The sequence below is a fragment of the Halobacillus litoralis genome (assembly GCF_020524025.1).
Lineage (GTDB): Bacteria > Bacillota > Bacilli > Bacillales > Halobacillaceae > Halobacillus > Halobacillus litoralis_D.
In genome coordinates, this window is record NZ_JAIVKN010000001.1 from 434,442 (window position 1) to 457,988 (window position 23,547).

Below are 23,547 nucleotides of genomic sequence, written 5' to 3' on the forward strand. Positions count from 1 at the left end.
CTTGCAAAGGAGACTAGTAATGACAACCAAATACGTGAACTGGGGAGAAGCGGTAGTTAAGTTAACGTGGGAGTATGATAAAGTGCTTCCACCGAAAAGTCTTATTACAAGTGTGCATGGATTCTGTTTTAAAGATAATGGCTTGGAGAATCCTTTCAAGGAAAAGGATTAATAACAAAGTCGTGTCAAGAAGTCATAAATCACTGCTTTCATGAACTTAAACTTAAGCGTATAGCAATACGCGTGGCAGCTGGTAATGAAAGAAGTTTATCCATTCCACAAAGGTCAGGCTTTAAAAAAGAAGGCTGTCTTGAAAAATCTGAATTGCTGTATGACGAGTATGTAGACCATTACGTTTTCGGTTTAATAAACGAAACTTAATGTAAGTGTCACGTTTTCTTATGGGCTTAGCCTTAGTGAAAGGGAGTTTAGCAATGGACGTAGTGAAATTGGAAAAGTATCTCAACATTAAAAACTTTCTCAGAGGCAAAGCCTCTTTTATCCCTGTTTTTGCTTATTCAGTACTCGACGGTTATATTACCGGGGAGGTGTACAGTGATTCTGCATCTCTTAGAACAGTGCTGGTTAAGACAAATAGTGGGCTGTTCTTTATATGTGGGGATGCAGATAATTACACATTCAATCATTGGCTGATCAACGAATTCATAAAAAATAAATCCGATGAACAAAGGTTCACCATATTTACAGCTTCAAAAGAATGGGATGCGTTGTTTAAAAGTCAACTTAAAGGGCAGGCGAAGCAATTAAAAAGATATAGCTTCGAATATATAACTGTTGGTAAACAGTCTTTTACACTTGACCATCATGAAAATTATAAATTAAAACGGATAAACTCCGCCCACATCGAACAATCCATCGAGTTTGGGACGTCCTATTATGAAGAATACTGGGGTTCTGCATCTGAATTTCTTAACAATGGCTTTGGGTTTTGCATGCTTTCTAATGGAAAGGTGATCAGTGAAGGGACATCCATATTCTGTTCAAATGATTTTGCAGAAATAGATATTGCTACGAATGAAATATACAGGGGGAAGGGTCTTGCAACTGAAATTTCTAAGGCTTTCATCTGTCATAGTTTGGAGAATGCGAAGATCCCTAGATGGGACTGCGATGTAACGAATACCTCTTCAATTAAGTTAGCGGAGAAACTTGGCTTTAGTAGTACTTCTACATACTCTGTTTTCATATAGAAAATACGATAGTGTATCCATGCTTATAAATAGTTTTCAATAACACCTAGAGTAAACCACCCTATATGGGTCTTACGGATACATCGATATATAAATATGAGGATGAGATTTTTTTGTATCTACATTTGATCAGCATTTGAGGATTGGAGGATGTGGATGAAGGGGAAGCTGTTTCATATTCTTAACATTACCGTTTTAATTCTTATGTCAGCAGTAAACTTGCTCGGTTGGTTCGGAAATGCGATGAGTCAGGTGACATATACTTCGATAAACTTTGCCATTGTAACGACTTATGTATGGTGGGGTGCTTTTTTTTGGCTTCAGTTATCGAGAAGAGAGACGGCATGGCGGGTGGTCTGGTTCCTCATCTCCATCATTTTTTTATTCTACTGGATGTCTGGCGGAGGGGCATCGCTTTACTACTCGTTTTTTAGGTGAAGCAAAAGCTCCCTTATTCTGCACAGGCAGGTAAATAGAATCCCCCACTAGGTGTGGGGGATTCTGTTAATATCTATAAGCACTTGCGCATGTATTCGCTGCTGGTTCATAGTAGCAATGCTGTTTATATTGTCCTGCAAATGGCTGGCCGTACCATGTGGAAGGACATTCAGCATACGGATTATAATACCAGAGCGCATATTTAGCAGGATGCTGCCTCCAATACTTAATGACTTTTCTAGCTAAATTTTTTTCTGTTTCTCGTGCCGGACTGTAAAATAAATTCCCTTTTTGTACGGCTTCGAAAGAATAATTTCCGCCCTGCACTTGAAAAATCACATCACGTATAGACCTTAGCCCTTCAAAATCTAAACAATCAGCTCGTGCTCGATTTACGATGACATTTCCCACCATAAGCATCCCCAGCCGTCCTTCACCAACAGCTTCTGCTCTCATCATCCTTGCGATTAAATTGATGTCATTTTCTCTATAGGGTACTCTTGCCATAGACTTCACCTCTAAAGAATTGTATGAAATAATCTGGAAAAAATGAGCTTTCTCAATTTCAGCTGTACTGTTAATTTTAACGGAAAGCTTGAAAGTTTTAAGGAACGAAGGGCCTATATACGTGAGGATGAGCATCTTATTTCTGAACACCTATTGAGTTTCCTTTAACATTTTGAAACACTAGATGGAAAAGGGAGAGTTTGATACTTTTTACGACTTGGATGATTTGGAGAGGGGAGGATTTCCTTTCGTTCATGTTAAAGAGTGGGGGAGGTGTTTAATTGAGTCAAGAAAAGCCTGAAACAAAAAGGGAAAAGTTAAGACAAGAGGAATTAAAAAAAGATCCCTCCGGAAGTATTCACGGTGGAGGACTCCCTGACTTGGTGGGTAATTTAGGCTGGAAAGGTACTGGAATGATTATTCTCATACTCTTAGCGGGCTTTATCCTCTATACCATTTTTTTAAATTAAGATAACATGAACTCAGCATGGCAATGATAAGGAGGTAACGTTTTGGAAAAATTGTTAGTGAAAACGGCTGTTTATACCTTTATCCTTTCTTTTTCCGTTTTCTTTGTTTGGATAGACCGGGTAAAAACAGTGAAAGATTCCTCGGGGATGTATTCCGGTGTAGAGATCCCTTACGCGCAGTTCTTTTTCAATATTACACACCACGCAATCGTAACCACTCTTATTATATTGGCTGGTGTTTGTTTCGTGATGATATTGAGAAAATATAAGAATTAGATATACATATGGTTTAACAAATGAAAGTTTCTAATGGTTACATAAAATGGGGGTCTGACGGATATGTATATCGGCTTGGAATGACTGCTTTGAGAGTCGTTTCCCCTTTTAAAAAGTATTCCTTTATTGACGCGGAGCAAACAGCATAACGGCAGCACCCAGCAAGCATATGGCTGCACCAACCCAGTCATATACATCCGGTGTTTTTTTATCGATGCCCCATCCCCATAGAACAGATAGAATAATGAACACTCCGCCGTATGCAGCATAGACTCTTCCGAATGATGGAAAGGCCTGAAATGTGGCAATAACTCCGTATAAAGCTAATGCGATTCCTCCCCCTAATCCCCAATAGAGAGGCTTCCCTTCTCTCAGCCATAACCAAATAAGATAACCTCCACCTATTTCAGCTATTCCTGCGAGTATAAATAAGAAAAGAGCACTAATCATTCGAATCACTTCCTAAAGCGTAAGGTATAGATCAAAGTATATCTTAATCTATTAGAATTATCCTGCTCGATTAGTTAACGGTTACCCTGTAAACGGTTACTCTATTCACTTCTCACGAACACCTGGTTCGTTTAAACTTCCCCCGATTCTATTTACGCTTTAGTGAAATCCCTTTAAAATAGAAGTATATTAAATTCAGTCAATTCCCCTTAGTCCAATGAAACGGGCTCAGCAGCGGAGAATATAAGACATCAGGATCGTGTAAGCAGGAAGGGAGAGGTTGATATGGAAAGTCTGTATAAAGTTGTAGTTGTAGATGATGAGATGCTCATCAGACAGGGCATTATCAACTATATCGATTGGGAACGTGAAGGGTTTCAAATTGCCGGTGAGGCATCCAATGGGAACGAAGCACTTCAACTTGTGGAAGAGCTGAATCCGCATGTATTAATTACTGATGTGGTGATGCCTGGTATGAATGGCATTGAGTTAGTGCGCATCGTGAAAGAAAAATATCCGGCGATCGAAGTGATTGTTTTAAGTAGTTTTGAAAACTTTGATTATGTTCGTTCGTCTTTTCAGATTGGAATTGCCGATTATATATTAAAGCCGAAATTGAATGGAGAAGAACTGATCAAAACACTGCAGCGGGTGGTACCGGATTCTAAGTCTCCCCCTGAGATAGAACAACAGGAACTCTCTATTGAACAAGTGTTACAAAAGCAGTTATCCGGCTCCTATTTAACGCCGGAAGAAACTGAGAAATTGGAAACACTTTCAGAAGGGGTCTATACACTTCTGGGCATCTGCCGCAAGCTTGAGGAAGAGGAAGATGGACATTTAAGAATAGAAAAAAGATTAGAGGAACACCGGGATCTTAAGATGGTCAAATGGATTGACAATAATGAAAGCGATTTCTCTACCGCGTTGATTATTCAGGATACGCTTCATTCTTCGACCCTATATGAAAAATCGGTTTCTACCGCCCGTGAATATCACGGTGGAGGGGGCGGCCAGTGGATTCTTAGTGATTCTTTCTCATCCCTTTCTGAACTAACGAACGTTTATGAAAAGCAGCTGCTGAAAATGAAAGAGTATGCCTTTTATCTTCCTGATCTTCCGGTGTTAATGAAAGGGAACCTCCCTGACTTATCACGGAATGAACGGCCGTTCGATTTGAGCAGGTTTATTGATCGGTTCAAGCAAAAGAAATTCGATATCGCTGTTGAAGAGTTGAGGCGGCACCTTGACTCGCTGACCAAGGATTATACGTTGGATGTGTTTGAATTCAAATCGTGGATGGAAAACGTTATTTTCAACAGTATCGTCCTTTTAGGCAATATGAAATACCGGGTCGATGAACTGGAAACATTGAAATATGAGTACTTCGCAACAATTAATGAAGCGGCGAACGTGGACGATGCAGCTGCTCCTTTTCATGATTTTCTAAAGAAAGTACAAGGCATTGTCCAACTGGAAGAAGGACAGGGGGAGCATCCGGAAAATGTGCGGCGGCTGCTTGAGCATATTGAAGACCATTATGCGGAGCCTTTGTCGCTCACCACTCTGGCGAACTGCTTTCATTTTAATCCCTCTTATTTATCCAGCTACTTTAGTACTCATTTGAAAGTCGGTTTCGTTGATTATCTGAATAAAGTAAGGATCGAAAAGGCGAAGCAGATTTTGGAAACCACAAAGAAAAACATTGGCGAAGTCAGTGAAATGGTCGGCTACTCGGATCCGAGTTATTTCTGTAAAGTGTTCAAGCGGGTCGCTGGCTCGTCCCCTGGTAAATACCGTAAGAAAGCGCTGGCAGCGAATTGAGGATAGAAAGATGATACAAAAACGGATGAAGGATTTTTTTCAAAATAACCGACTCTTTATGAAGATGTTTCTTGTTATGGTGATCAGTATTATTACGGTATCGGTGTTGATTACGTTCAGCACGATACGGATGTCGAACAACCTTTTCATGGAAACATTCAGCATCACGAATACAAAAGTGCTTAACCAGATCAAGCAGCAGTTTGAATCGTACAGCTATTCTGTCGCTTATACGACGATGAATGTTCAGGACAATGGAACGATAAAGAGGCTCTTAAATAAAGAGGATTTAAATTCTCTTGAAGAATACAAGACCTACTATGCCATTACCGAACAGATGGAGCGTATTTATTCAGACAGTCCGGATCAGACCAATATGATCGTTCTAGGAAAAAATGGCCGGCTGTTTAATATGAGATACAATTACTGGCCTGTGACAGCTGATGAACTGCTTCATCATCCTATCACTGACCGTCTAAATGAAAAACCGAATCAAATTTTGTATCAGTATATTCCGAGTAGTGACATCACCCACGGTAGAAATATGATTGTCGCTTCCAAGGCGCTGACAGAAAGGTCGACAGGAGATGTTTATGGATATGTGTTCATTCCAATCCATGAGCGTGATGTCCAGGCCATCTATGAAGGGTTTACCAATGACGGCAACAGCGTAGTGATCATGAATGGGGATGGAGACGTTGTTTCAAGTAATCAGAAGCAGTGGATCGGAGAGAGAGCACCAAACTTATTGGCTGCAGCAAGCAGGGAAGCTTCTGGTCCTGTGAAGTATGAAGATGTCACGGCTTTGGATAAGGAATATATGATGATGGCAGAGTCGCTCCCGGCTCTGGATATGTATATTGTTAATTTAATAGACCAGGAAGTGGTCATAGATAATTTGATTGATACCAAAGAGCTTGTTCTCATCAGTGTCGGTATTGTAATCCTTGCGGTTGGAGTCGTCTTTATCATTTCGAGAAGGATGACACAATCTCTAAGCCGGTTAGTCGGTCAGATTTCGAATATGGCTAAACACGATTTCCGTAAACCGGTGGATGAGAGTGGAGGGTATGAAGCAAGGGAGCTAGGGGCGGCGTTTAATTATATGTTGAATGAGCTGCAGGATCATGTCGACATTCTGCTTAAGACTCAACGGCAAGCTCGAAAGTCAGAACTTGAGGCCCTGCAGCATCAAATCAATCCACACTTCTTATATAACACGCTGACTTCTGTGAAATTTATGGTGAAAGACGGAAAGAAGGAAGCGGCTTTTGATACGATTGATGCGCTCATTCCACTTTTGCAGAATGCTTTAGGAAACGTGGATGAAACGATTACTGTCGAACAAGAAGCGGCTAATATCGATCATTATATATTGATTAATCAGATGAGGTATGGAGACCGGATTAAAGTGAGTACGTTGATCTCCCCGGACTGTCTCCATTATCACTTACCGAAATTAGTGATCCAGCCTTTCCTTGAGAATGCTTTTTTTCACGCTTTTACGGAAAAGAAACGAGGATACATCCAGATTCTTATTGCTCAACGGGAAAACCGCCTTGTGTGTGAAGTCGTGGATACAGGAGACGGGATGCGCGTGGATACATTTAATGAAAAGAAAGAGAAACGCAATTTATTCAGCGGTATCGGCATCCGTAATGTTCACGACCGGATTCAACTGCTCTTCGGCGAGGAATATGGGGTGGAAATTTCGAGCGAATTGAAAAAAGGAACAAAAGTAAAAATTATCCTCCCTTTAATCGAAGAGAATCCTAAAAATAGAACCATTTCTAAAGATAATACCAATTTGGGAAAATCCTAATAGGGAAAACCTCTAAAAATAGTTAAATCATTTTCTAAAGATCGTTCTAACGGTCTTTTTTTTATGGTGATATGATGAATACAGGCGTTGTGATAACGCTTACATTAAAAGGGGGACTGGTTATGAAAAATTATCTTTTTAAGAAAAGCTGGGTGTTCGCACTGGCTGTGTTTGCACTTATCGCATTGGCTGCTTGTTCATCTGAAGAATCAAGTGGAGATACTGAAGGCGGGGAAGAACCGGATACAATTACAGCATGGGCCTGGGATCCGAATTTTAATATAGCTGCTCTTGAGATTGCGAAAGAATCTTATGAAGGGGATGCTGAGATTGATGTCATAGAAAATGCTCAAGATGATATCGTTCAAAAATTAAATACAGGACTTAGCTCCGGAACGATGAAAGGAATGCCGAATATTGTCTTAATTGAAGATCAGCGTGCTCAAAGCTTCCTGAAATCTTACCCTGATGCTTTTTATCCGATTGATGAATATATGAATCCAGACGATTTTGCTTCCTACAAATTGGCTCCGACAAGCTATGACGGTAAACAGTATGGTCTGCCATTTGACACAGGTGTCATGGGATTGTACTTCCGTACGGACTACTTTGAAGAAGCGGGTTACACGATGGAAGACCTTAAGAATATTACATGGGACGAGTACATTGAGATCGGGAAAGATGTGAAAGAAAAGACTGGAAAAGATATGCTTACCCTTGATCCAAACGATCTTGGTCTTGTAAGGGCGATGATTCAAAGTGCAGGTTCCTGGTATGTGAAAGAAGATGGAGAAACATTGAATATCGAAGGAAACGAACAGTTGAAAAAAGCACTCCAAACGTATAAAGAGATGATGGAAACGGATTTCGTAAAACCTAATTCTGACTGGAGCCAATATGTCGCTGCCTTTAATAGTGGAGATGTAGCTACTGTCCCAACAGGAAACTGGATTACTGCGAGCGTAATGGCTGAAGAATCTCAAGCTGGTAAATGGGCGGTCGCTCCCATTCCTAGATTGGATACAGAAGGTGCTGTCAATGCCTCCAACTTAGGCGGAAGTTCCTTCTACGTGTTAGACATTCCTGGGAAAGAAAAAGCGGCAGAATTTCTTGGTCAAACGTTTGGCGGAAGCAATGAATTCTACCAAGAGCTTGTGACAGACGTTGGCGCGATTGGTACGTACACACCGGCAACAGAGGGAGAAGCTTACCAGAAAGAGAGCGAATTCTTCAGTGGCCAGCAATTGATCTCTGACTTCTCTACATGGACAGAAGAAATTCCAAATGTCGATTATGGAACGCACACATATGCCATTGAAGACATTCTTGTAGCAGAAATGCAGAACTACCTGAATGGTAAGGAACTGGATCAAGTCCTTGCAGATGCTCAGGCACAGGCAGAAGCTCAGCTTAAATAAATAGGTACCTTCCTTTGGAAATAAGGAAACCATATGAAGGGATTCTTCGAAAGTCAGATACTTTCAAAGAGTCCCTTTCTTTACAAGAGGGCTCTGTTAAACCTTATTGTTGATTTCATGCAGACTCTCTTACTTGGGAGTTCTAGTTTCGACATTGTTGAGTGTAACGGGGCTTGCAGCTGCTCTCTTTCCGCGGGGAAGACGGAAAGCCTCCTCAAGCTTCGCTTTGTGGGGTCTTTCCAGTCTGTCCATTCCCGCAGGAGTATCGCAGTTTCCAGTCCCTTTTACAAAAATCAGATTCTCGAAACTCTAGTAAATGGGGATATCTAATCAACACGGAGGTATAACAGAGCCTTTAAAAAATCTGAAGTAGCACGTAGGAATCTTTAAAATAAAAGAAAGCTTTTCTTCACGGAATAAGAAGGAGGAGAAACAATGAGCAATTCAATGGAAAGTACCAGCTCTGCTTATGTAGAAAAGAGTAAGAACAAATCTACGCGCCGCTGGTTCAAAAAGAACTATATCGGATGGTTGTTCATCCTCATCGCTGTTATAGGTATTGGCATCTTCTATTTTTACCCGATGCTTCGGGCTTTGCTGCTTTCTTTCCAATCAGGTATGGGGGCAAACCTTGAATACGTTGGATTGGATAACTATATGCGTCTGTTTGGGGATCCGACGTTTATTGCGGCATTAACCAATACGTTTATTTATCTATTAGTACAGGTACCGGTCATGATTATTCTTGCACTCGTCTTTTCTGTGATCTTAAATGATGCGACGTTAAAGTTTAGAGGATTTTTCCGTACCGCCATTTTCCTACCCTGTGTGACGTCTTTAGTTGCATATGCAGTCATCTTTAAATACTTATTCGGTGTCGACGGATTAATCAACCAGGGGCTTTTGAGCTTATCTCTAATTTCTGAACCGCTCAACTGGCTGGCTGACCCCGTGCTCGCTAAAATCACGATTATCCTTGCAATTACTTGGAGATGGACCGGGTACAATATGATTTTCTATTTGTCCGCCCTGCAAAATGTTGATAAATCCATGTACGAAGCTGCGAAGATTGATGGTGCTTCCAGTATTCAGCGCTTCTTTTACATTACCGTTCCAATGTTAAAGCCGATCATTTTGTTCACATCGATCATGTCTACAATTGGAACGCTGCAAATTTTTGATGAAATTATGAATATCACGAATGGCGGACCAGGAAATGCGACACTTTCCATTTCGATGTATATCTATAATCTATCTTTCAAATACACGCCTGATTTTGGATATGCTGCAACGGTTTCTTATGTGATTGTTATTCTAGTCGTCTTGTTCTCTCTTATTCAATTTAAAGTGGCAGGTGATGATAAATGAAGAAATTGAAACGAACGGGTGTCTATCTTTTCTTAAGTGTTGCTGCGCTTGTTTCCATCTTTCCATTTTTATGGATGATTATCAGTATGACGAATAAATCTGTGGATGTTACCCAGGGACGTTTAATTCCAGGTACCCACCTTTTTGAAAATTTGAAAGTGCTCTTTGAAACGGTCGATGTCGTGACCGCTCTAGTCAATTCAACCATTATTGCTGTTGTTACCACATTCTTAACATTGTTGATCGGTTCATTGGCTGGTTATGGCTTTGAAATTTACCGGTCCCCGGGGAAAGATAGGATCTTTAATATCCTGCTTTTATCGATGATGATCCCATTTGCGGCGATCATGATTCCTTTATACCGTCTGTTTGGAGGAATTTCTTCATCCATTCCGTTTCTTGGAATCGATACCCTCTCAGCAGCGATCCTGCCGACGGTCGTCACAGCGTTTTTCATCTTTTTCTTCCGACAGAATACGAAGATGTTTGCTAAAGAGTTGGTCGAGGCTGGAAGAATGGATGGGTTAAGTGAACTGGGTATCTTCTTCCGTATTTATCTGCCGACAATGAAAACGACCTACGCCGCTGCTGCGATCATTGCCTTTATGAACAGCTGGAATAACTACTTGTGGCCATTGGTCATTTTACAGTCTCCGGAAAAGCAGACGATTCCATTGCTTATTTCAAATCTTGGAGCGGGCTATTCCCCTGACTATGGTGTCATTATGACAGCGATCGTTATTGCTACATTGCCGACTGCTCTTGTTTTCTTCATTATGCAGAAACACTTTGTAGCTGGAATGATGGGATCTGTCAAAGGATAAAGCGGATGGGCAGGAGTAAGGAAACGGGTAGTTGCTCCTGCCGGACAAGAGGTTATTTCGTATCTCCGATAATTAAACTGCCTGAGTAGAGGCAGACAAAAGGGAAAGAGAGTAGAGGAGGAAAACGATGTTACAAGCGAAAAACAGCCAATTTTATTTGGACGGGGAGCCCTTTCAAATCCTATCCGGTGCGCTTCATTATTTCCGTACGGTCCCCGAACATTGGGAAGACCGGCTGAAGAAGTTAAAAGCGCTTGGTTTAAATACGGTAGAAACTTACGTCCCTTGGAACTTACACGAACCGAGGGAGGGAAAATTCCACTTTACTGGAATGGCTGATATCGAACAGTTTATTCAAACAGCGGACCGCCTCGGCTTATATGTCATCATCCGTCCGTCTCCTTACATTTGTGCGGAATGGGAAATGGGCGGTCTTCCTTCCTGGCTTTTGAAAGATAAAGATATCGTTCTAAGAAGCAGTGACCCTGCTTATCTCTCGCATATAGAATCCTATTACGAGGAGCTGCTTCCTAAGTTTGTTCCTTTTCTCTATCAAAATGGCGGACCGGTCATTGCTATGCAGATAGAGAATGAATACGGGGCTTATGGCAATGATCAAGACTACTTATCCTTTTTTAAAGATCAGTATGAAAAACATGGACTCCATACTTTCTTGTTCACATCGGATGGTCCTGATTTTATTAACCAAGGGTCCCTGCCTGATGTAACGACAACACTGAATTTCGGATCGAAAGTCGACCAGGCTTTTCATGAGCTGGAGTCTTTTAAACCAGGTTCTCCGAAGATGGTAGCGGAATTCTGGATCGGCTGGTTTGATTATTGGACGGGGGAACATCATACAAGGGAAGCCTCCGATGCGGCGGCCGTTTTTAAAGAGCTGATGGAGAAGGGAATTTCGGTTAACTTCTATATGTTTCACGGGGGAACGAACTTTGGCTTTATGAACGGCGCCAATCACTACGATGTTTATTACCCGACCATTACCAGCTACGATTACGACAGCCTGCTGACGGAAAACGGGGAAATCACTGAGAAATACAGGGCCGTCAAAGCGGTACTGAGTGAGTTCAAACCTGTCCCTGAAGACTATGTGTCTGAGATCCTAACAAAAAACTACGGTTCTGTTTCTTTAAGAGAATCGGTCAGTCTCTTCGACACGCTTGATCAAATCAGTGATCGGATTGAACATCTGACACCTCTTTCAATGGAAGAGATCGGTCAATCGTATGGATATACGCTATACAAAACGGAAGTGAATCGATCTGGTGAATTAGCGATGAACAGCCGTGATATTCATGATCGTGCTTTTGTTTATATCAATGGCATCTACCAAATGACGCTGTACAAAAATGATCAAGAAAAGAACGTGACACTCGAATTTCCAAACGATAGGAACACGTTGGAAATCCTGGTGGAGAATATGGGAAGGGCGAACTACGGAGAGCACTTGTCGGATCGTAAAGGAATCACGAAAAACCTATGGCTTGGAGAGCAGTATTTTTTCAACTGGGATATCTATGCGATTGAAATGGATCGTCTGCCGGAAGATTATCGAGCGGATTCAGAAGATCGTTATCCGAAGTTTTTCCGGGGAACCTTTGATGCAGAAGGAACGCATGATACCTTCATTGAAAGTGAAGGATTTACGAAAGGCAATGTGTTCATTAATGGATTCAACTTAGGGAGGTATTGGAACACCGCCGGTCCTCAGAAGCGGATTTATGTACCTGGACCTTTACTGAAGGAAAAAGGGAATGAACTGGTTGTTCTTGAGCTTGAACATACATCTGTCACAGAAATTCAGCTCGTCGATCACCCTCAATGGTCCACTGTTGAAGCATAGAAATATCAGGGTTCAAGAGGACATACGCTCCCGAACCCGTAATAGAATGACGAAACAAAATGGATCTACATTCATTTAGAAAAGGAACGTTGTTTATGACTATTATTGTGAATGAAAAAACGAAGGAATTCCATCTGCAGACCAGCGGTTCCAGCTACCTTTTTACGGTGCTTGAAAATGGACAGCTCGGACATCTCTATTATGGAAAAAAAGTGAACCATAAAGATTCGTTTCAACACTTGCTGACCAATGGAAACCGGCCAAATACGGCGTATGTGAAAGAAGGAGATATGAGTTTTTCCCTTGAGCAGACAAAGCAGGAATATCCCGCCTATGGAACAACAGATTTCAGGGAGCCGGCTCTTCACATCGAGCAGGTGGATGGGAGCCGGATCAGTGATTTCCGTTACAAGAGCCATAGGGTTACTTCCGGAAAGCCAAAGCTTGATGGACTTCCAGCTACGTATGCAGAAGATGGAGATGAGGTGGAGACGCTCGAGATTACGCTTTACGATGATTATCTTGACGCGGAGTTGACGCTGCTTTATTCCGTATTTGAAGCTCATGATGCGATCGCAAGAAGCGCAAGGCTCTCCAATCATGGGAAGGCAAACCTCAACGTATCGAGAATCATGAGTGCGAATGTAGATTTGTTTGACTCGGATTACGAAATGATCCAGCTTTCCGGTGCGTGGGCGAGGGAAAGGCATGTGAAGAACCGACGTCTGGAAAGCGGTCTTCAGAGCATTTCCAGTACGCGTGGAACGAGCAGCGGACATCAGAATCCTTTTCTGGCGTTGAAACGTCCGATGGCAACGGAATTCACTGGTGATGTGTACGGATTCAGTCTCGTATACAGCGGAAATTTCCTTGCTCAGGTCGAAGTCGATTATCTCGATGTTGCCCGCGTCAGTATCGGAATCCATCCGTTCGATTTCAACTGGATGCTTGAACCGGGCGATTCGTTTCAGTCACCTGAAGCGGTCATGGTATACTCGGGAGAAGGGCTGAACGGCATGAGCCAGCGTTTCCACGAGCTATATCAGACCCGTCTTGCGCGGGGGGGATGGCGCGACCAGGCCCGGCCGATTTTAACGAACAACTGGGAAGGTACCTATTTTGATTTTGATGAAGAAAAAATTCTCGATATGGCCAGGCAGTCAAAAGAACTCGGTGTCGAACTGTTTGTCCTGGATGACGGCTGGTTCGGAAAGCGTAACGATGATACGACCTCTCTCGGGGACTGGTACGTCAACTATGATAAGTTACCAGATGGAATCACGGGCTTAGCGGACAAAATTACGGACTTGGGCATGGATTTTGGACTCTGGTTCGAACCTGAAATGGTGTCAAAAGCAAGCAGGCTGTATGAAGAGCATCCGGACTGGATTCTCCATGTCCCGGACCGAAGTCTTTCACACGGCCGCAATCAGTATGTGCTCGATTTTTCAAGAGGAGAAGTCGTTGATGCTCTCTATGAGATGATGAGTAACATTCTGAGGGAAGCGGATATCTCTTATGTAAAATGGGATATGAACCGCTACATGACGGAAATCGGCTCTCCGGCCTGGCCCGCAGACCGCCAGAAAGAAATTGTCCACCGCTATATACTTGGCGTGTACGATTTATATGAACGGCTTACGTCTGAATTTCCTGAGGTTCTGTTTGAGTCGTGTGCAAGTGGCGGATGCCGGTTTGATCCGGGGATGCTCTATTATGCTCCGCAGGCGTGGACAAGTGATGACACAGATGCTGTCGAGCGTCTGAAAATCCAGTATGGGACTTCGTTCGTTTACCCGGTCAGTTCGATGGGGGCTCACGTCTCCGCTGTTCCGAATCATCAGGTCGGAAGGGTGACGAGTCTTGAGACGAGAGCGAATACGGCTTATTTCGGAGCTTTCGGTTATGAGCTTGACGTGACTTCAATGGCAGAAGAAGAAAAAGCTGAGATGAAAGCGCAGATCGAATTTTACAAACAGCACCGTGACTTGTTCCAATTCGGGACATTTTATCGTCTGGAGAGCCCTTTTGAAAAAGACGGCAACCGTACGACATGGATGATGGTATCCAAGGACCAGTCCCGTGCGGTTCTAGCAGATTATCACGTGCTCGACCGTCCCAACCAGGGCTTCACCAGGCTTCAGTTCAAAGGACTGGACCCGGATGCTGCCTATGAGATCGAAGGGTATGAAGGTTTATATAATGGAGATGAACTGATGGAGATCGGTCTTCAGCTGGGGCATGAGCGCTTTCGAGAGCGTGATATTCATGAACCGGCAGGAGATTTTCACTCAAGATTGTTCATCTTAAATAAAAAGCCTTAGGAAGCGGGAGGACGGGAACATGTCTTCATTCGTCCTGTTACCTTAAACCAAATTCATCTTTTACTTAAAAATGAAAGAAAAGGAAGTGCTGGATCTCTGCCGGCACTTCCTTTTTTATGATTACAAAATACAACAGAATCTTGAGGAGGCCTTCTTTCTTTGAAATAATGGAAGCGTCTATGAAAAGTAAAAGGGAAATAGAGGAGGAAAGAATGAAACAAAATCTAATAAGTTTGTCTCTCGTGTTTTTAGGCGTTTGTATCTTAGCCGGAGCTTTCATCGTTGCCGGCGCCATAAACAATGAGACGCAGGCAGAAACAGAACCGCCGCAGGTCCAGGTCAACGCTCATACAGAAAAACAGTTGATGAGTCATTTAGAATTAAAACAATACTTAGGGATAACTGATGAGCAGTTAGCAAAGATACTCCCTCAAGAAGTTGATGGTGTAACGAAAAGCAGTATTCCTTACATAAGGATCGGCTATGAATATTATTTTCCTGTAAAAGCCGTCGATCAATGGCTGACAGAAACGGAAGCTATAGTGTTTAGATGACCGTTCATAATTTTAGACTTGCACGAAAAGTGTTTTTTACGGAATATAAACGACTTGTCATTTTTTAAGAAGAGAGGACACATAACTAAAAAAACGGCATGGATTTTTTCCATGTCGTTTTTTTAATGTTGAAGAATTTTAAGAAGGGATAATGGAGGATTTTGCAGAATTTGGTTAGAGAGTAGGAGTTTTTCAATGATATCGGTTTTAGGAGGCTGATGGATATGGAATTAACCCACACCCGCTTACTTGTTGATCATTATAAGGAATGTTTTTTGTTTTATAGGGATGTTCTTGGCTTTGAAGTTTCCTGGGGAAATGAAGATTCAAAGTATGCCGATTTTAAATTCAATGGGGCGGCACTTGGAATATTTGACCGTCAGCAAATGGCTGAAGCCACAGGCACGGAATATTCGCAAGACGTGAATCAGACTGATCGGACGGCCTTGATTTTTAAAGTCCGTAGTGTTGATGAAACATACGAGGAGCTGAAAGGTAAGGTTGAATTTATTACTCCACCTACAAAGCAGGAAGGGTGGGGGATTAAAGTCGCTCACTTCAGAGATCCAGCAGGGTCGCTTTTAGAGATTTACGAAAAGATATAAATGTATGGAGGGAACCACACGTGATCCATACGGGGGGTGACCTATGAGGGAGAAAATTCTTGTCACTATTATTTTACTGCTATGCTCCGGCTGCTATGGACCAGGTGAGACCGTTGAATGGTATGAGAGCTTTCGTTTTCATGGTGTCGTGGTTCATAAAAATATGAAAGACGAGCTTATTGTCTTAGAGGAAGTGGATGCACCTGAAAGCAGGAAAGATGGAAACCGATTTGAAATTCCGGTGGATGATTTTGAAAAGTATCAAAAAGGGGACAAGGTCCATGTCATAGTTGAAACCAATACAACTAATGATGTGTGGGACTTAGACCATTTGAGGTTTCATATCAAACCACTGGAATAAGGAAAATAAAAACCGGAAAGCTAGTAAAGAATGATGAGATCTTTTCGTGTTTCTTTCGAATTAGAGGTTGAGCAAAGAGAGAACGTTTGAAATAATGAACGTATAAGGTTTCCTCAATCATTGAAATATAAAAGACCGTTTCACCCCGGATCTCATTTAAGATCCTTTATAGTAATGAAAAGTTCTTTAACCGTAATGAATTTTGAAAGGGGATACATAGTCTTGAACACAAAATACTTAGATATACTGGCCCAAAAATACGATTGCGAAGAAAAAGTAGTGACAGAAATCATCAATCTGAAGGCAATTCTTAATCTGCCAAAAGGAACAGAGCATTTTGTCAGTGATTTACACGGGGAGTATCAAGCCTTTCAACATGTGTTAAGAAATGGATCAGGCCGGGTGAAGGAGAAGATCACCGACCTTTTTGAAGATGAATTACGTGAAGAAGAAATCAATGAATTTGCCGCACTTGTGTATTACCCGGAAGAAAAAATCAAGTTGTTGAAGAATGAGTTTGATAATAAAGAAGACTTAAACCAATGGTATTCAGCTGTCATCGACCGGATGATAAAGCTGATTGCTTATGCATCATCTAAATATACGCGTTCTAAATTACGTAAAGCTTTGCCTGATCAGTTCGTCTATATCGTTGAAGAGCTGCTGTATAAAACGGATGAGTATACGAATAAGGAACAGTACTATACAAAAATGGTGCAGCAGATTATTTCTCTCGGCCAGGCGGATAAGCTCATCATCGGCCTTGCTTATACGACGCAGCGGCTGGTCGTGGATCACCTTCATGTCGTAGGGGATATCTATGACCGGGGGCCAGAGCCGGACAAGATCATGGAAACGCTTACGAATTATCATTCGGTTGATATTCAGTGGGGAAATCATGATGTGTTATGGATTGGTGCTTACGCCGGGTCAAAGGTGTGCTTAGCTAATCTGATCCGTATCTGCGCACGCTACAATAATCTGGAGATTATTGAAGATGTGTACGGCATCAATTTAAGACCGCTGCTCAACCTTGCTGAGAAGTACTATGACGATAACCCGGCTTTCCGACCGAAAATACAGGGTGGTGAAAAACCATCGAACTTAGAAAAAGAACAGATTACAAAGATTCATCAGGCGATTGCGATCATCCAATTCAAGTTGGAAAGCCGGATTATTAAGAGGCGGTCATACTTTAATATGTCAGAACGGCTGATGCTTGAAAAGATGGATCAGGAAAACAACGAAATCACCATTCATGGAAAAACATACCCACTGGAGAATCCTTGTTTTTCAACGGTTGACCCGGAGCGCCCGGATCAGCTCCTGGAGGAGGAAGAGCAGGTCATCGACAAGCTGTTGTTCTCCATCCAGCATTCAGAAAAGCTATCGAGACATATGAACTTTCTTATGAAAAAGGGCAGCCTGTACTTGAAATATAATGGCAATTTACTCATCCATGGATGTATTCCGTTAGATGAGGAAGGAAATATGGAGAGCATGAGTATTGAGGGCAAGACCTATGCCGGTCGGGAATTACTCGATATTTTTGAACATTATTTACGCTACGCTTTTTCACACCCTGAAGAAACGGATGATCTTGCGACCGATATGGTCTGGTATTTATGGACAGGGGAATATTCCTCGCTCTTTGGTAAACGGGAAATGACAACGTTCGAGAGATACTTTATTGAAGATAAGGAAACCCATAAGGAGAGAAAGAATCCTTACTATTATTTACGTGAAGATGAAGATGTGTGCCGGAAGATCCTGAAAGATTTTGATCTCAATCCTGAGCAGGGTCATATTATCAACGGCCATACCCCTGTAAAAGAAATCGAGGGGGAAAATCCAATCAAGGCCAATGGAAAGATGGTGGTGATTGACGGAGGGTTTTCTAAGGCATATCAATCAAAGACAGGGATTGCCGGATACACATTACTGTTTAATTCCTACGGGATGCAGCTGGTCGCTCATAAACATTTCAACTCCAAGGAAGAGGTTCTCAGAAACGGAGCTGATGTTCTTTCTGTGAAACGGCTGGTGGATAAGGAATTAGAGCGGAAGAAAGTGCTGGAGACGAATGTCGGAGAAGAACTGTTACAGGAACTCTATATCCTGAATAGTCTAATGGAATACCGCTATATGAATTAATTTAATTGATAAAAAGAAGAGGGACAAATCTACCATAGATTTGTCCCTCTTCTTTTATTAGTCATCCAGCCCAATACGGTAAAGGCGCATGTTATAAGACTTTTCTAAAAACTTAGTATTGTTATCAGGATGTAGTTTTTTTGTATGATATTAGCATTAACTAGATAATTTTTCCTTGAAAGCGTCTAACATGTGTCCAAATATTAACAAAGTCTTGACTGTTCTTTGACAAAATCGTGAACAGTTATTTGCATTTCTACATTTTCTGATATAATTTATCAAGTCCTATGATGTATAAGAACTATTAGATTCTTAGTTTTATACTTATAAATGATTGTTTGATAGGAGGGTTAAAACCAATGAAAGCTAAACATCTGCTAGGATTGCTTCCACTAGGCTTAATATTGTTTTTGAGCGGATGTGGGCAATTGGAAATGACTGTGCTCGATCCGAAAGGGCCGGTTGCAGAAAGTCAATATGAACTAATTAAATACTCCCTTTGGTTTATGCTTGGAATCATTGTTGTTGTATTTGCTCTATTTACGTTCATGCTCATTAAATATAGAGAAAATCGACCTGGAAGAAAAGAAAGCGACTATGACCCGAACTTGCACGGGAACACGGCGATTGAGATTGTCTGGACAGTTATCCCAATCGTGATTGTTATTCTACTTTCGATTCCGACGGTTACAACTCTATATGATCTTGAAAAATCTCCAGAACCTGTTGAAGGTCAGGAAGCAAAAGAACCGCTCGTCATTCACGCGACTACAGCTGACTGGAAATGGTTCTTCAGCTATCCAGAACAGGACATTGAGACGGTCAACTACTTACACATCCCGGTTGATCGCCCGATTGAATTCCGACTTACATCAGCGGATTCAATGACAGCTCTTTGGATTCCGGCTCTTGGCGGTCAGAAATACAATATGGCTGGGATGATGAACAAGCTGTACCTTCAAGCGGATGAAGAAGGAATTTACGATGGACGTAACTCCAACTTCAACGGGGAAGGCTTCGCAGCTCAGACGTTCAAAACGCATGTCGAGAGTGAAGAAGCGTTTGACGCCTGGGTCAATGACATTAAGACCGAAAAACCTGAGCTGACAAAAGAACAATATGATGAGCTTCTTAAACCTGGATTGACAGGCAAAGATGCGTTCTCCTCAACACACCTGGAGTACATCAACCATGCATCTAGTGATGGTATGGGCTATGTCGTAGACAACTACGAAGAGTTATTTGAAGAGAAGCTGCACCTGGAAGAGATTGAAAAACAGGAAAGCTTCCAATAGAACGTTAAGAAAGCAGGTGAAGACATGCACATTACAGATATTTTAGTCACCGGTGAACCCATTATTTATGGGGCTATGGTTTCTATTGCATTAGTTACAATCGCCATACTCTTCCTGTTAACGTATTTTAAAAAATGGGGTTGGCTTTGGCGTGAATGGTTGACGACTGTTGACCATAAAAAAATTGGGATTATGTATATTTTAAGTGCGCTGGTTATGTTATTCCGTGGCGGTATGGACGCCCTGATGATGAGGGTGAACCTCGCTTTTCCGGAATTAGGATTCCTAAGTTCCCAGCACTACAATGAGATCTTTACAACACACGGCACGATCATGATCATCTTTATGGCGATGCCATTCTTGATCGGTCTGATGAATATTATCGTTCCATTACAAATTGGAGCCCGCGACTTTGCGTTCCCTTACTTGAACGCGATGAGTTTCTGGTCCTTCTTCATCGGAGCGATGCTGTTTAATATTTCCTTCGTTATCGGTGGTTCACCGGACGCAGGATGGACAAGTTACACTCCGCTGTCAGGAGCAGCCATGAGTCCCGGTCCTGGTCAGAACTTCTACTTGATGGGTCTTCAGCTATCGGGTATTGGTACGCTTGCGACAGGGATTAACTTGATGGTTACCATCTTGAAGATGCGTGCACCTGGAATGAAACTTTTCCATATGCCGATTTTCACGTGGTCCACACTTGTTACTTGTTTCATTATTGTATTTGCATTCCCGATTCTAACAGTAGCGCTTGCGCTGCTTACCATTGACCGTGTATTCGGTTCACAGTTCTTTACATTGACAGGAGAAGGGCTTCCGATGATGTGGGCCAACCTGTTCTGGATGTGGGGACACCCTGAGGTTTACATCGTAATCCTCCCAGCCTTCGGTATTTTCTCCGAGGTTATTGCAACATTTGCGAAAAAACGTTTGTTTGGTTACAGCGCAATGGTATGGTCCATGATCATCATTGCCCTGCTAAGCTTTATCGTATGGGTCCACCACTTCTTCACGATGGGTGCCGGCGCATTTGTCAACTCCGTATTCTCGATTTCAACGATGTTGATTGCGGTGCCTACGGGAGTTAAGATATTCAACTGGCTTGCGACCTTATATAAATCGAAAATCGAGTTCACCGTACCGATGCTTTGGTCACTTGCCTTTATCCCAAGTTTCATTCTTGGTGGTGTAACCGGGGTTATGCTTGGTATGGCAGCTGCGGACTATCAGTTCCACAACTCTTACTTCCTGGTCGCGCACTTCCACTATGTGCTGATTGCAGGAACCGTATTTGCCTGCTTCGCAGGACTTGTATTCTGGTATCCGAAGATGTTCGGCCATAAGATGAATGAGCGCATCGGTAAATGGGCGTTCTGGTTGTTCTTTGCCGGGTTCCATATCTGCTTCTTCCCGCAGTATTTCCTAGGTCTTGATGGAATGCCGCGTCGTTTGTTTATTACAAACATTGCAGAATGGTTGCCTCTAAACGTCATCTCTACCGGCGGCGCGTTCTTAATGGGAGTCGGTTTCGTTGTCTTCGTTTACAACGTATACTACAGCTTCCGCTACAGTGAGCGCGAAACGACAGGAGATTCCTGGAACGGAAACGGTCGTACGCTTGAATGGGCGACAACAACTCCGGTTCCGTACTACAACTTCGCTACAGTACCGTATGTGGATGAAATTGATCCATATGTACGTATGAAAGAAGAAGGTAAAACAACATTTGATGAATCACAGCTGAAGCCGATTCACATGCCTAGCTACACAGGAGCACCAATCATTATGATGTCCTTCCTGGGTCTTGCAAGTTTTGCCTTAGTCTTCGAATGGATTCCTGTTGCGATCTTCGGTCTAGTCGGAGGACTTGTGATGATGATTCTACGTTCCTTTGACTATGATGACGGCTATTATGTAAAAGTCGATGAAATAAAACGCATCGAGCGAAAAGCAAGGGGGTTATGATATGGCTGCAGAAGAACTGAAAACAGGTCCTTTAGAGTATCGGACACAAGAAGGACGGATGACCATCCTTGGCTTCTGGATCTTCCTCGGAGCCGAAGTTGTCCTGTTTGCTACTTTGTTTGCAACCTACGCCGTACTCTTCGGTCGTACGGCGGATGCACCGTCTCCAATGGAATTGTTTGAGCCGGGCACCGTGCTTGTCATGACCTTTTTGCTTTTGACAAGTAGTTTTACCTGTGGTCTTGCCGTTCATGAAATGCGCAGAGGCAATAAAAAAGGCCTCACGCTTTGGATGGCGGTCACACTCGCTCTCGGTCTTGGATTCCTGGGCTTTGAGATTTATGAATTTGTGCATTACGTCCATGAAGGAGCTAGTCTTCCTTCCAGTGCCTACTGGTCAAGCTTCTTTGTTCTTGCCGGGACGCACGGACTGCACGTAACCTTGGGAATTGGCTGGGCGACTCTGCTCTTGATCCAAATCTCTAGAAGAGGACTTACCAATGTAACGAGCCGTAAGTTCTTTATTATCAGCTTGTACTGGCACTTCCTAGATGTCATTTGGATCTTCATTTTCACTTGTGTCTATATGATTGGGATGGTGATCTAAGATGGCAAAAACAGATAAACGCGTACCGATGAATCACGTCATTGGATTTGTCCTATCTTTGGTTATGACGCTTGTAGCTGCCTGGGCAGTAATCGGGTCAAACCTATCGACAACATGGGTGATCATCTTCATTATGATTCTGGCTCTGCTTCAGGCGGGTGTGCAGCTCTTCATGTTCATGCACATCACCGAGGCGGAAAGTAAAAACGGCCATGTCCCTTGGAATATGATGTTCCACGGATTTGCGCTTGCAGCGATCCTTGTCGCCGGTTCCCTTTTCACAATGTCCTTTGGTTTCGACCACGGAGAACATGGCAACCACGGCGGTGAAGGCGAGCAGCACGAACAAATGGATAGTGAAGAACACAGCAGTCATTAATGAAGAAAAACGAGGGAGGTGAGAGGAAATGCAGTATAAACGTCAGGAAAGTACGGAAGATTCAACCATGGTCAGCCATTGGCCCTGGAAAGATCTAATTGGCTTCATCCTTTGTATTGCGTTGACAGCCTTCTCTTTAACCACGGTTCTGTATTCGTCTTACCAACCTACGTTTGTCTTTGTGATTTTGACTGGACTGGCTTTTGTTCAAGCAATGATCCAGCTGTTTAAATTACAGCCAAGACAGTAAGTGTTTCAATAAAAAAGACACGCCTCTTCCTGAGAATCAGGAAGGGAGCGTGTCTTTTTCTTTTGTTAAACTTGCTTGATAAGCCGGGCTTTGTTCGACCGTCGCTATGATGAAGAGAATCCAGGCAATCTGGGAGCCTACAAGTCCAATGTAGAACATGGACCAGGTGACCGTAAATGCGGCAGGCGCCGTGTAGAGAATGACTTGGAAATAGTACACCCACATGCCGACAAGCAGGATGGACTGTACGATGGCAAAGGCCGGTTTTTTCAAGAGCAAGAACAAAAACGGAGTAATCGTTGATAACAGTAAGAACATGACTATGACACCCATGAACAACATCTCCTTTATGTGTAAATACTTGAAAGCGTTTTCCTTATAAATCTATTGTAACAAATAATTCTTATTTTGGACACAAAATGTTCAAAAAGATTTTAAAAAAAGGCTTGTTTCTATAGTATAGGATTATTTTTACAGGATATGCACGCGTGTTCAAAGCTGATATCAAGGGGTTTTCGGTGGGTGACGTACCTTTTAGAAAAATGTCACATTTAAAGGAAGTCTGTGAATATTTGTGT

General features: G+C 42.5%; 25 protein-coding genes. 22 read left to right on the top strand and 3 right to left on the bottom strand.

The window, feature by feature from the left end:
• Positions 1-19: 19 nt before the first annotated feature.
• From LC036_RS02385 to LC036_RS02400, 4 genes are all read left to right on the top strand, one after another.
• Complete coding sequence (locus LC036_RS02385; RefSeq protein ID WP_413229813.1) at positions 20-172, top strand: hypothetical protein; 153 nt, start codon at positions 20-22, stop codon at positions 170-172.
• 23 nt (positions 173-195) lie between these two features.
• On the top strand, positions 196-381 hold the full coding sequence (locus LC036_RS18600; protein WP_226579952.1) for a GNAT family N-acetyltransferase: 186 nt from the start codon (positions 196-198) through the stop codon (positions 379-381).
• A 53-nt stretch (positions 382-434) separates the two neighbouring features.
• Positions 435-1,211: a GNAT family N-acetyltransferase gene (locus LC036_RS02395; RefSeq protein WP_226577710.1), complete on the top strand. Its 777-nt coding sequence runs from the start codon at positions 435-437 to the stop codon at positions 1,209-1,211.
• Between the two features lie 156 nt (positions 1,212-1,367).
• Positions 1,368-1,649, top strand: a complete 282-nt coding sequence (locus LC036_RS02400) for a hypothetical protein (RefSeq protein ID WP_226577713.1) — start codon at positions 1,368-1,370, stop codon at positions 1,647-1,649.
• Between the two features lie 66 nt (positions 1,650-1,715).
• Here LC036_RS02400 and LC036_RS02405 read toward each other — a convergent pair whose 3' ends face one another.
• Positions 1,716-2,156, bottom strand: coding sequence for a cell wall hydrolase (locus tag LC036_RS02405; protein WP_226577716.1), 441 nt, complete (start codon positions 2,154-2,156; stop codon positions 1,716-1,718).
• A 281-nt stretch (positions 2,157-2,437) separates the two neighbouring features.
• Between LC036_RS02405 and LC036_RS02410 the strand changes: the two genes are divergently transcribed.
• On the top strand, positions 2,438-2,626 hold the full coding sequence (locus LC036_RS02410) for a DUF6366 family protein (protein ID WP_226577719.1): 189 nt from the start codon (positions 2,438-2,440) through the stop codon (positions 2,624-2,626).
• A gap of 42 nt (positions 2,627-2,668) precedes the next feature.
• Positions 2,669-2,902, top strand: coding sequence for a hypothetical protein (locus tag LC036_RS02415; RefSeq protein ID WP_226577722.1), 234 nt, complete (start codon positions 2,669-2,671; stop codon positions 2,900-2,902).
• A gap of 123 nt (positions 2,903-3,025) precedes the next feature.
• On the opposite strand, the gene LC036_RS02420 is transcribed toward LC036_RS02415, so the two are convergent.
• Positions 3,026-3,352 carry a YnfA family protein gene (locus LC036_RS02420; RefSeq protein ID WP_226577724.1) on the bottom strand — a complete coding sequence of 109 codons (327 nt, stop codon included), beginning with the start codon at positions 3,350-3,352 and terminating at the stop codon, positions 3,026-3,028.
• Positions 3,353-3,637: 285 nt separating this feature from the next.
• Between LC036_RS02420 and LC036_RS02425 the strand changes: the two genes are divergently transcribed.
• The 16 genes from LC036_RS02425 (at position 3,638) to LC036_RS02500 (ending at position 22,969) form a co-directional block, all read left to right on the top strand.
• Positions 3,638-5,176: a response regulator transcription factor gene (locus LC036_RS02425; protein WP_226577727.1), complete on the top strand. Its 1,539-nt coding sequence runs from the start codon at positions 3,638-3,640 to the stop codon at positions 5,174-5,176.
• A 58-nt stretch (positions 5,177-5,234) separates the two neighbouring features.
• Complete coding sequence (locus LC036_RS02430; RefSeq protein ID WP_226577729.1) at positions 5,235-6,998, top strand: sensor histidine kinase; 1,764 nt, start codon at positions 5,235-5,237, stop codon at positions 6,996-6,998.
• A 122-nt stretch (positions 6,999-7,120) separates the two neighbouring features.
• Positions 7,121-8,416, top strand: coding sequence for an ABC transporter substrate-binding protein (locus LC036_RS02435; protein ID WP_226577732.1), 1,296 nt, complete (start codon positions 7,121-7,123; stop codon positions 8,414-8,416).
• Positions 8,417-8,851: 435 nt separating this feature from the next.
• Entirely contained in the window at positions 8,852-9,784 is a 933-nt protein-coding gene (locus LC036_RS02440; RefSeq protein ID WP_226577735.1) for a carbohydrate ABC transporter permease, read from the top strand.
• Positions 9,781-10,608 carry a carbohydrate ABC transporter permease gene (locus LC036_RS02445; protein WP_226577738.1) on the top strand — a complete coding sequence of 276 codons (828 nt, stop codon included), beginning with the start codon at positions 9,781-9,783 and terminating at the stop codon, positions 10,606-10,608. Before LC036_RS02440 ends, LC036_RS02445 begins: the two co-directional genes overlap by 4 nt.
• A 127-nt stretch (positions 10,609-10,735) precedes the next feature.
• Entirely contained in the window at positions 10,736-12,472 is a 1,737-nt protein-coding gene (locus LC036_RS02450) for a glycoside hydrolase family 35 protein (RefSeq protein WP_226577740.1), read from the top strand.
• Positions 12,473-12,567: 95 nt separating this feature from the next.
• Positions 12,568-14,796, top strand: a complete 2,229-nt coding sequence (locus tag LC036_RS02455; protein ID WP_226577742.1) for an alpha-galactosidase — start codon at positions 12,568-12,570, stop codon at positions 14,794-14,796.
• Positions 14,797-15,008: 212 nt separating this feature from the next.
• Positions 15,009-15,350, top strand: a complete 342-nt coding sequence (locus LC036_RS02460) for a hypothetical protein (RefSeq protein WP_226577746.1) — start codon at positions 15,009-15,011, stop codon at positions 15,348-15,350.
• Between the two features lie 224 nt (positions 15,351-15,574).
• Positions 15,575-15,955, top strand: coding sequence for a VOC family protein (locus LC036_RS02465; RefSeq protein WP_226577748.1), 381 nt, complete (start codon positions 15,575-15,577; stop codon positions 15,953-15,955).
• Between the two features lie 43 nt (positions 15,956-15,998).
• Positions 15,999-16,316: a hypothetical protein gene (locus LC036_RS02470; protein ID WP_226577751.1), complete on the top strand. Its 318-nt coding sequence runs from the start codon at positions 15,999-16,001 to the stop codon at positions 16,314-16,316.
• A gap of 222 nt (positions 16,317-16,538) precedes the next feature.
• A complete protein-coding gene (fbp, locus tag LC036_RS02475; protein WP_226577754.1) occupies positions 16,539-18,470 on the top strand; it encodes a fructose-1,6-bisphosphatase in 1,932 nt (643 codons plus the stop codon).
• A gap of 359 nt (positions 18,471-18,829) precedes the next feature.
• Positions 18,830-19,765: a cytochrome aa3 quinol oxidase subunit II gene (qoxA, locus tag LC036_RS02480; RefSeq protein WP_226577757.1), complete on the top strand. Its 936-nt coding sequence runs from the start codon at positions 18,830-18,832 to the stop codon at positions 19,763-19,765.
• Positions 19,766-19,789: 24 nt separating this feature from the next.
• Entirely contained in the window at positions 19,790-21,733 is a 1,944-nt protein-coding gene (qoxB, locus tag LC036_RS02485) for a cytochrome aa3 quinol oxidase subunit I (RefSeq protein ID WP_226577760.1), read from the top strand.
• Between the two features lies 1 nt (position 21,734).
• Entirely contained in the window at positions 21,735-22,340 is a 606-nt protein-coding gene (gene qoxC, locus LC036_RS02490) for a cytochrome aa3 quinol oxidase subunit III (RefSeq protein WP_226577763.1), read from the top strand.
• A 1-nt stretch (position 22,341) separates the two neighbouring features.
• A complete protein-coding gene (gene qoxD, locus LC036_RS02495; RefSeq protein WP_226577765.1) occupies positions 22,342-22,719 on the top strand; it encodes a cytochrome aa3 quinol oxidase subunit IV in 378 nt (125 codons plus the stop codon).
• Positions 22,720-22,747: 28 nt separating this feature from the next.
• Complete coding sequence (locus LC036_RS02500) at positions 22,748-22,969, top strand: hypothetical protein (RefSeq protein ID WP_226577768.1); 222 nt, start codon at positions 22,748-22,750, stop codon at positions 22,967-22,969.
• Between the two features lie 36 nt (positions 22,970-23,005).
• Here LC036_RS02500 and LC036_RS02505 read toward each other — a convergent pair whose 3' ends face one another.
• Positions 23,006-23,302: a hypothetical protein gene (locus tag LC036_RS02505; RefSeq protein WP_226577771.1), complete on the bottom strand. Its 297-nt coding sequence runs from the start codon at positions 23,300-23,302 to the stop codon at positions 23,006-23,008.
• Positions 23,303-23,547 lie beyond the last annotated feature (245 nt).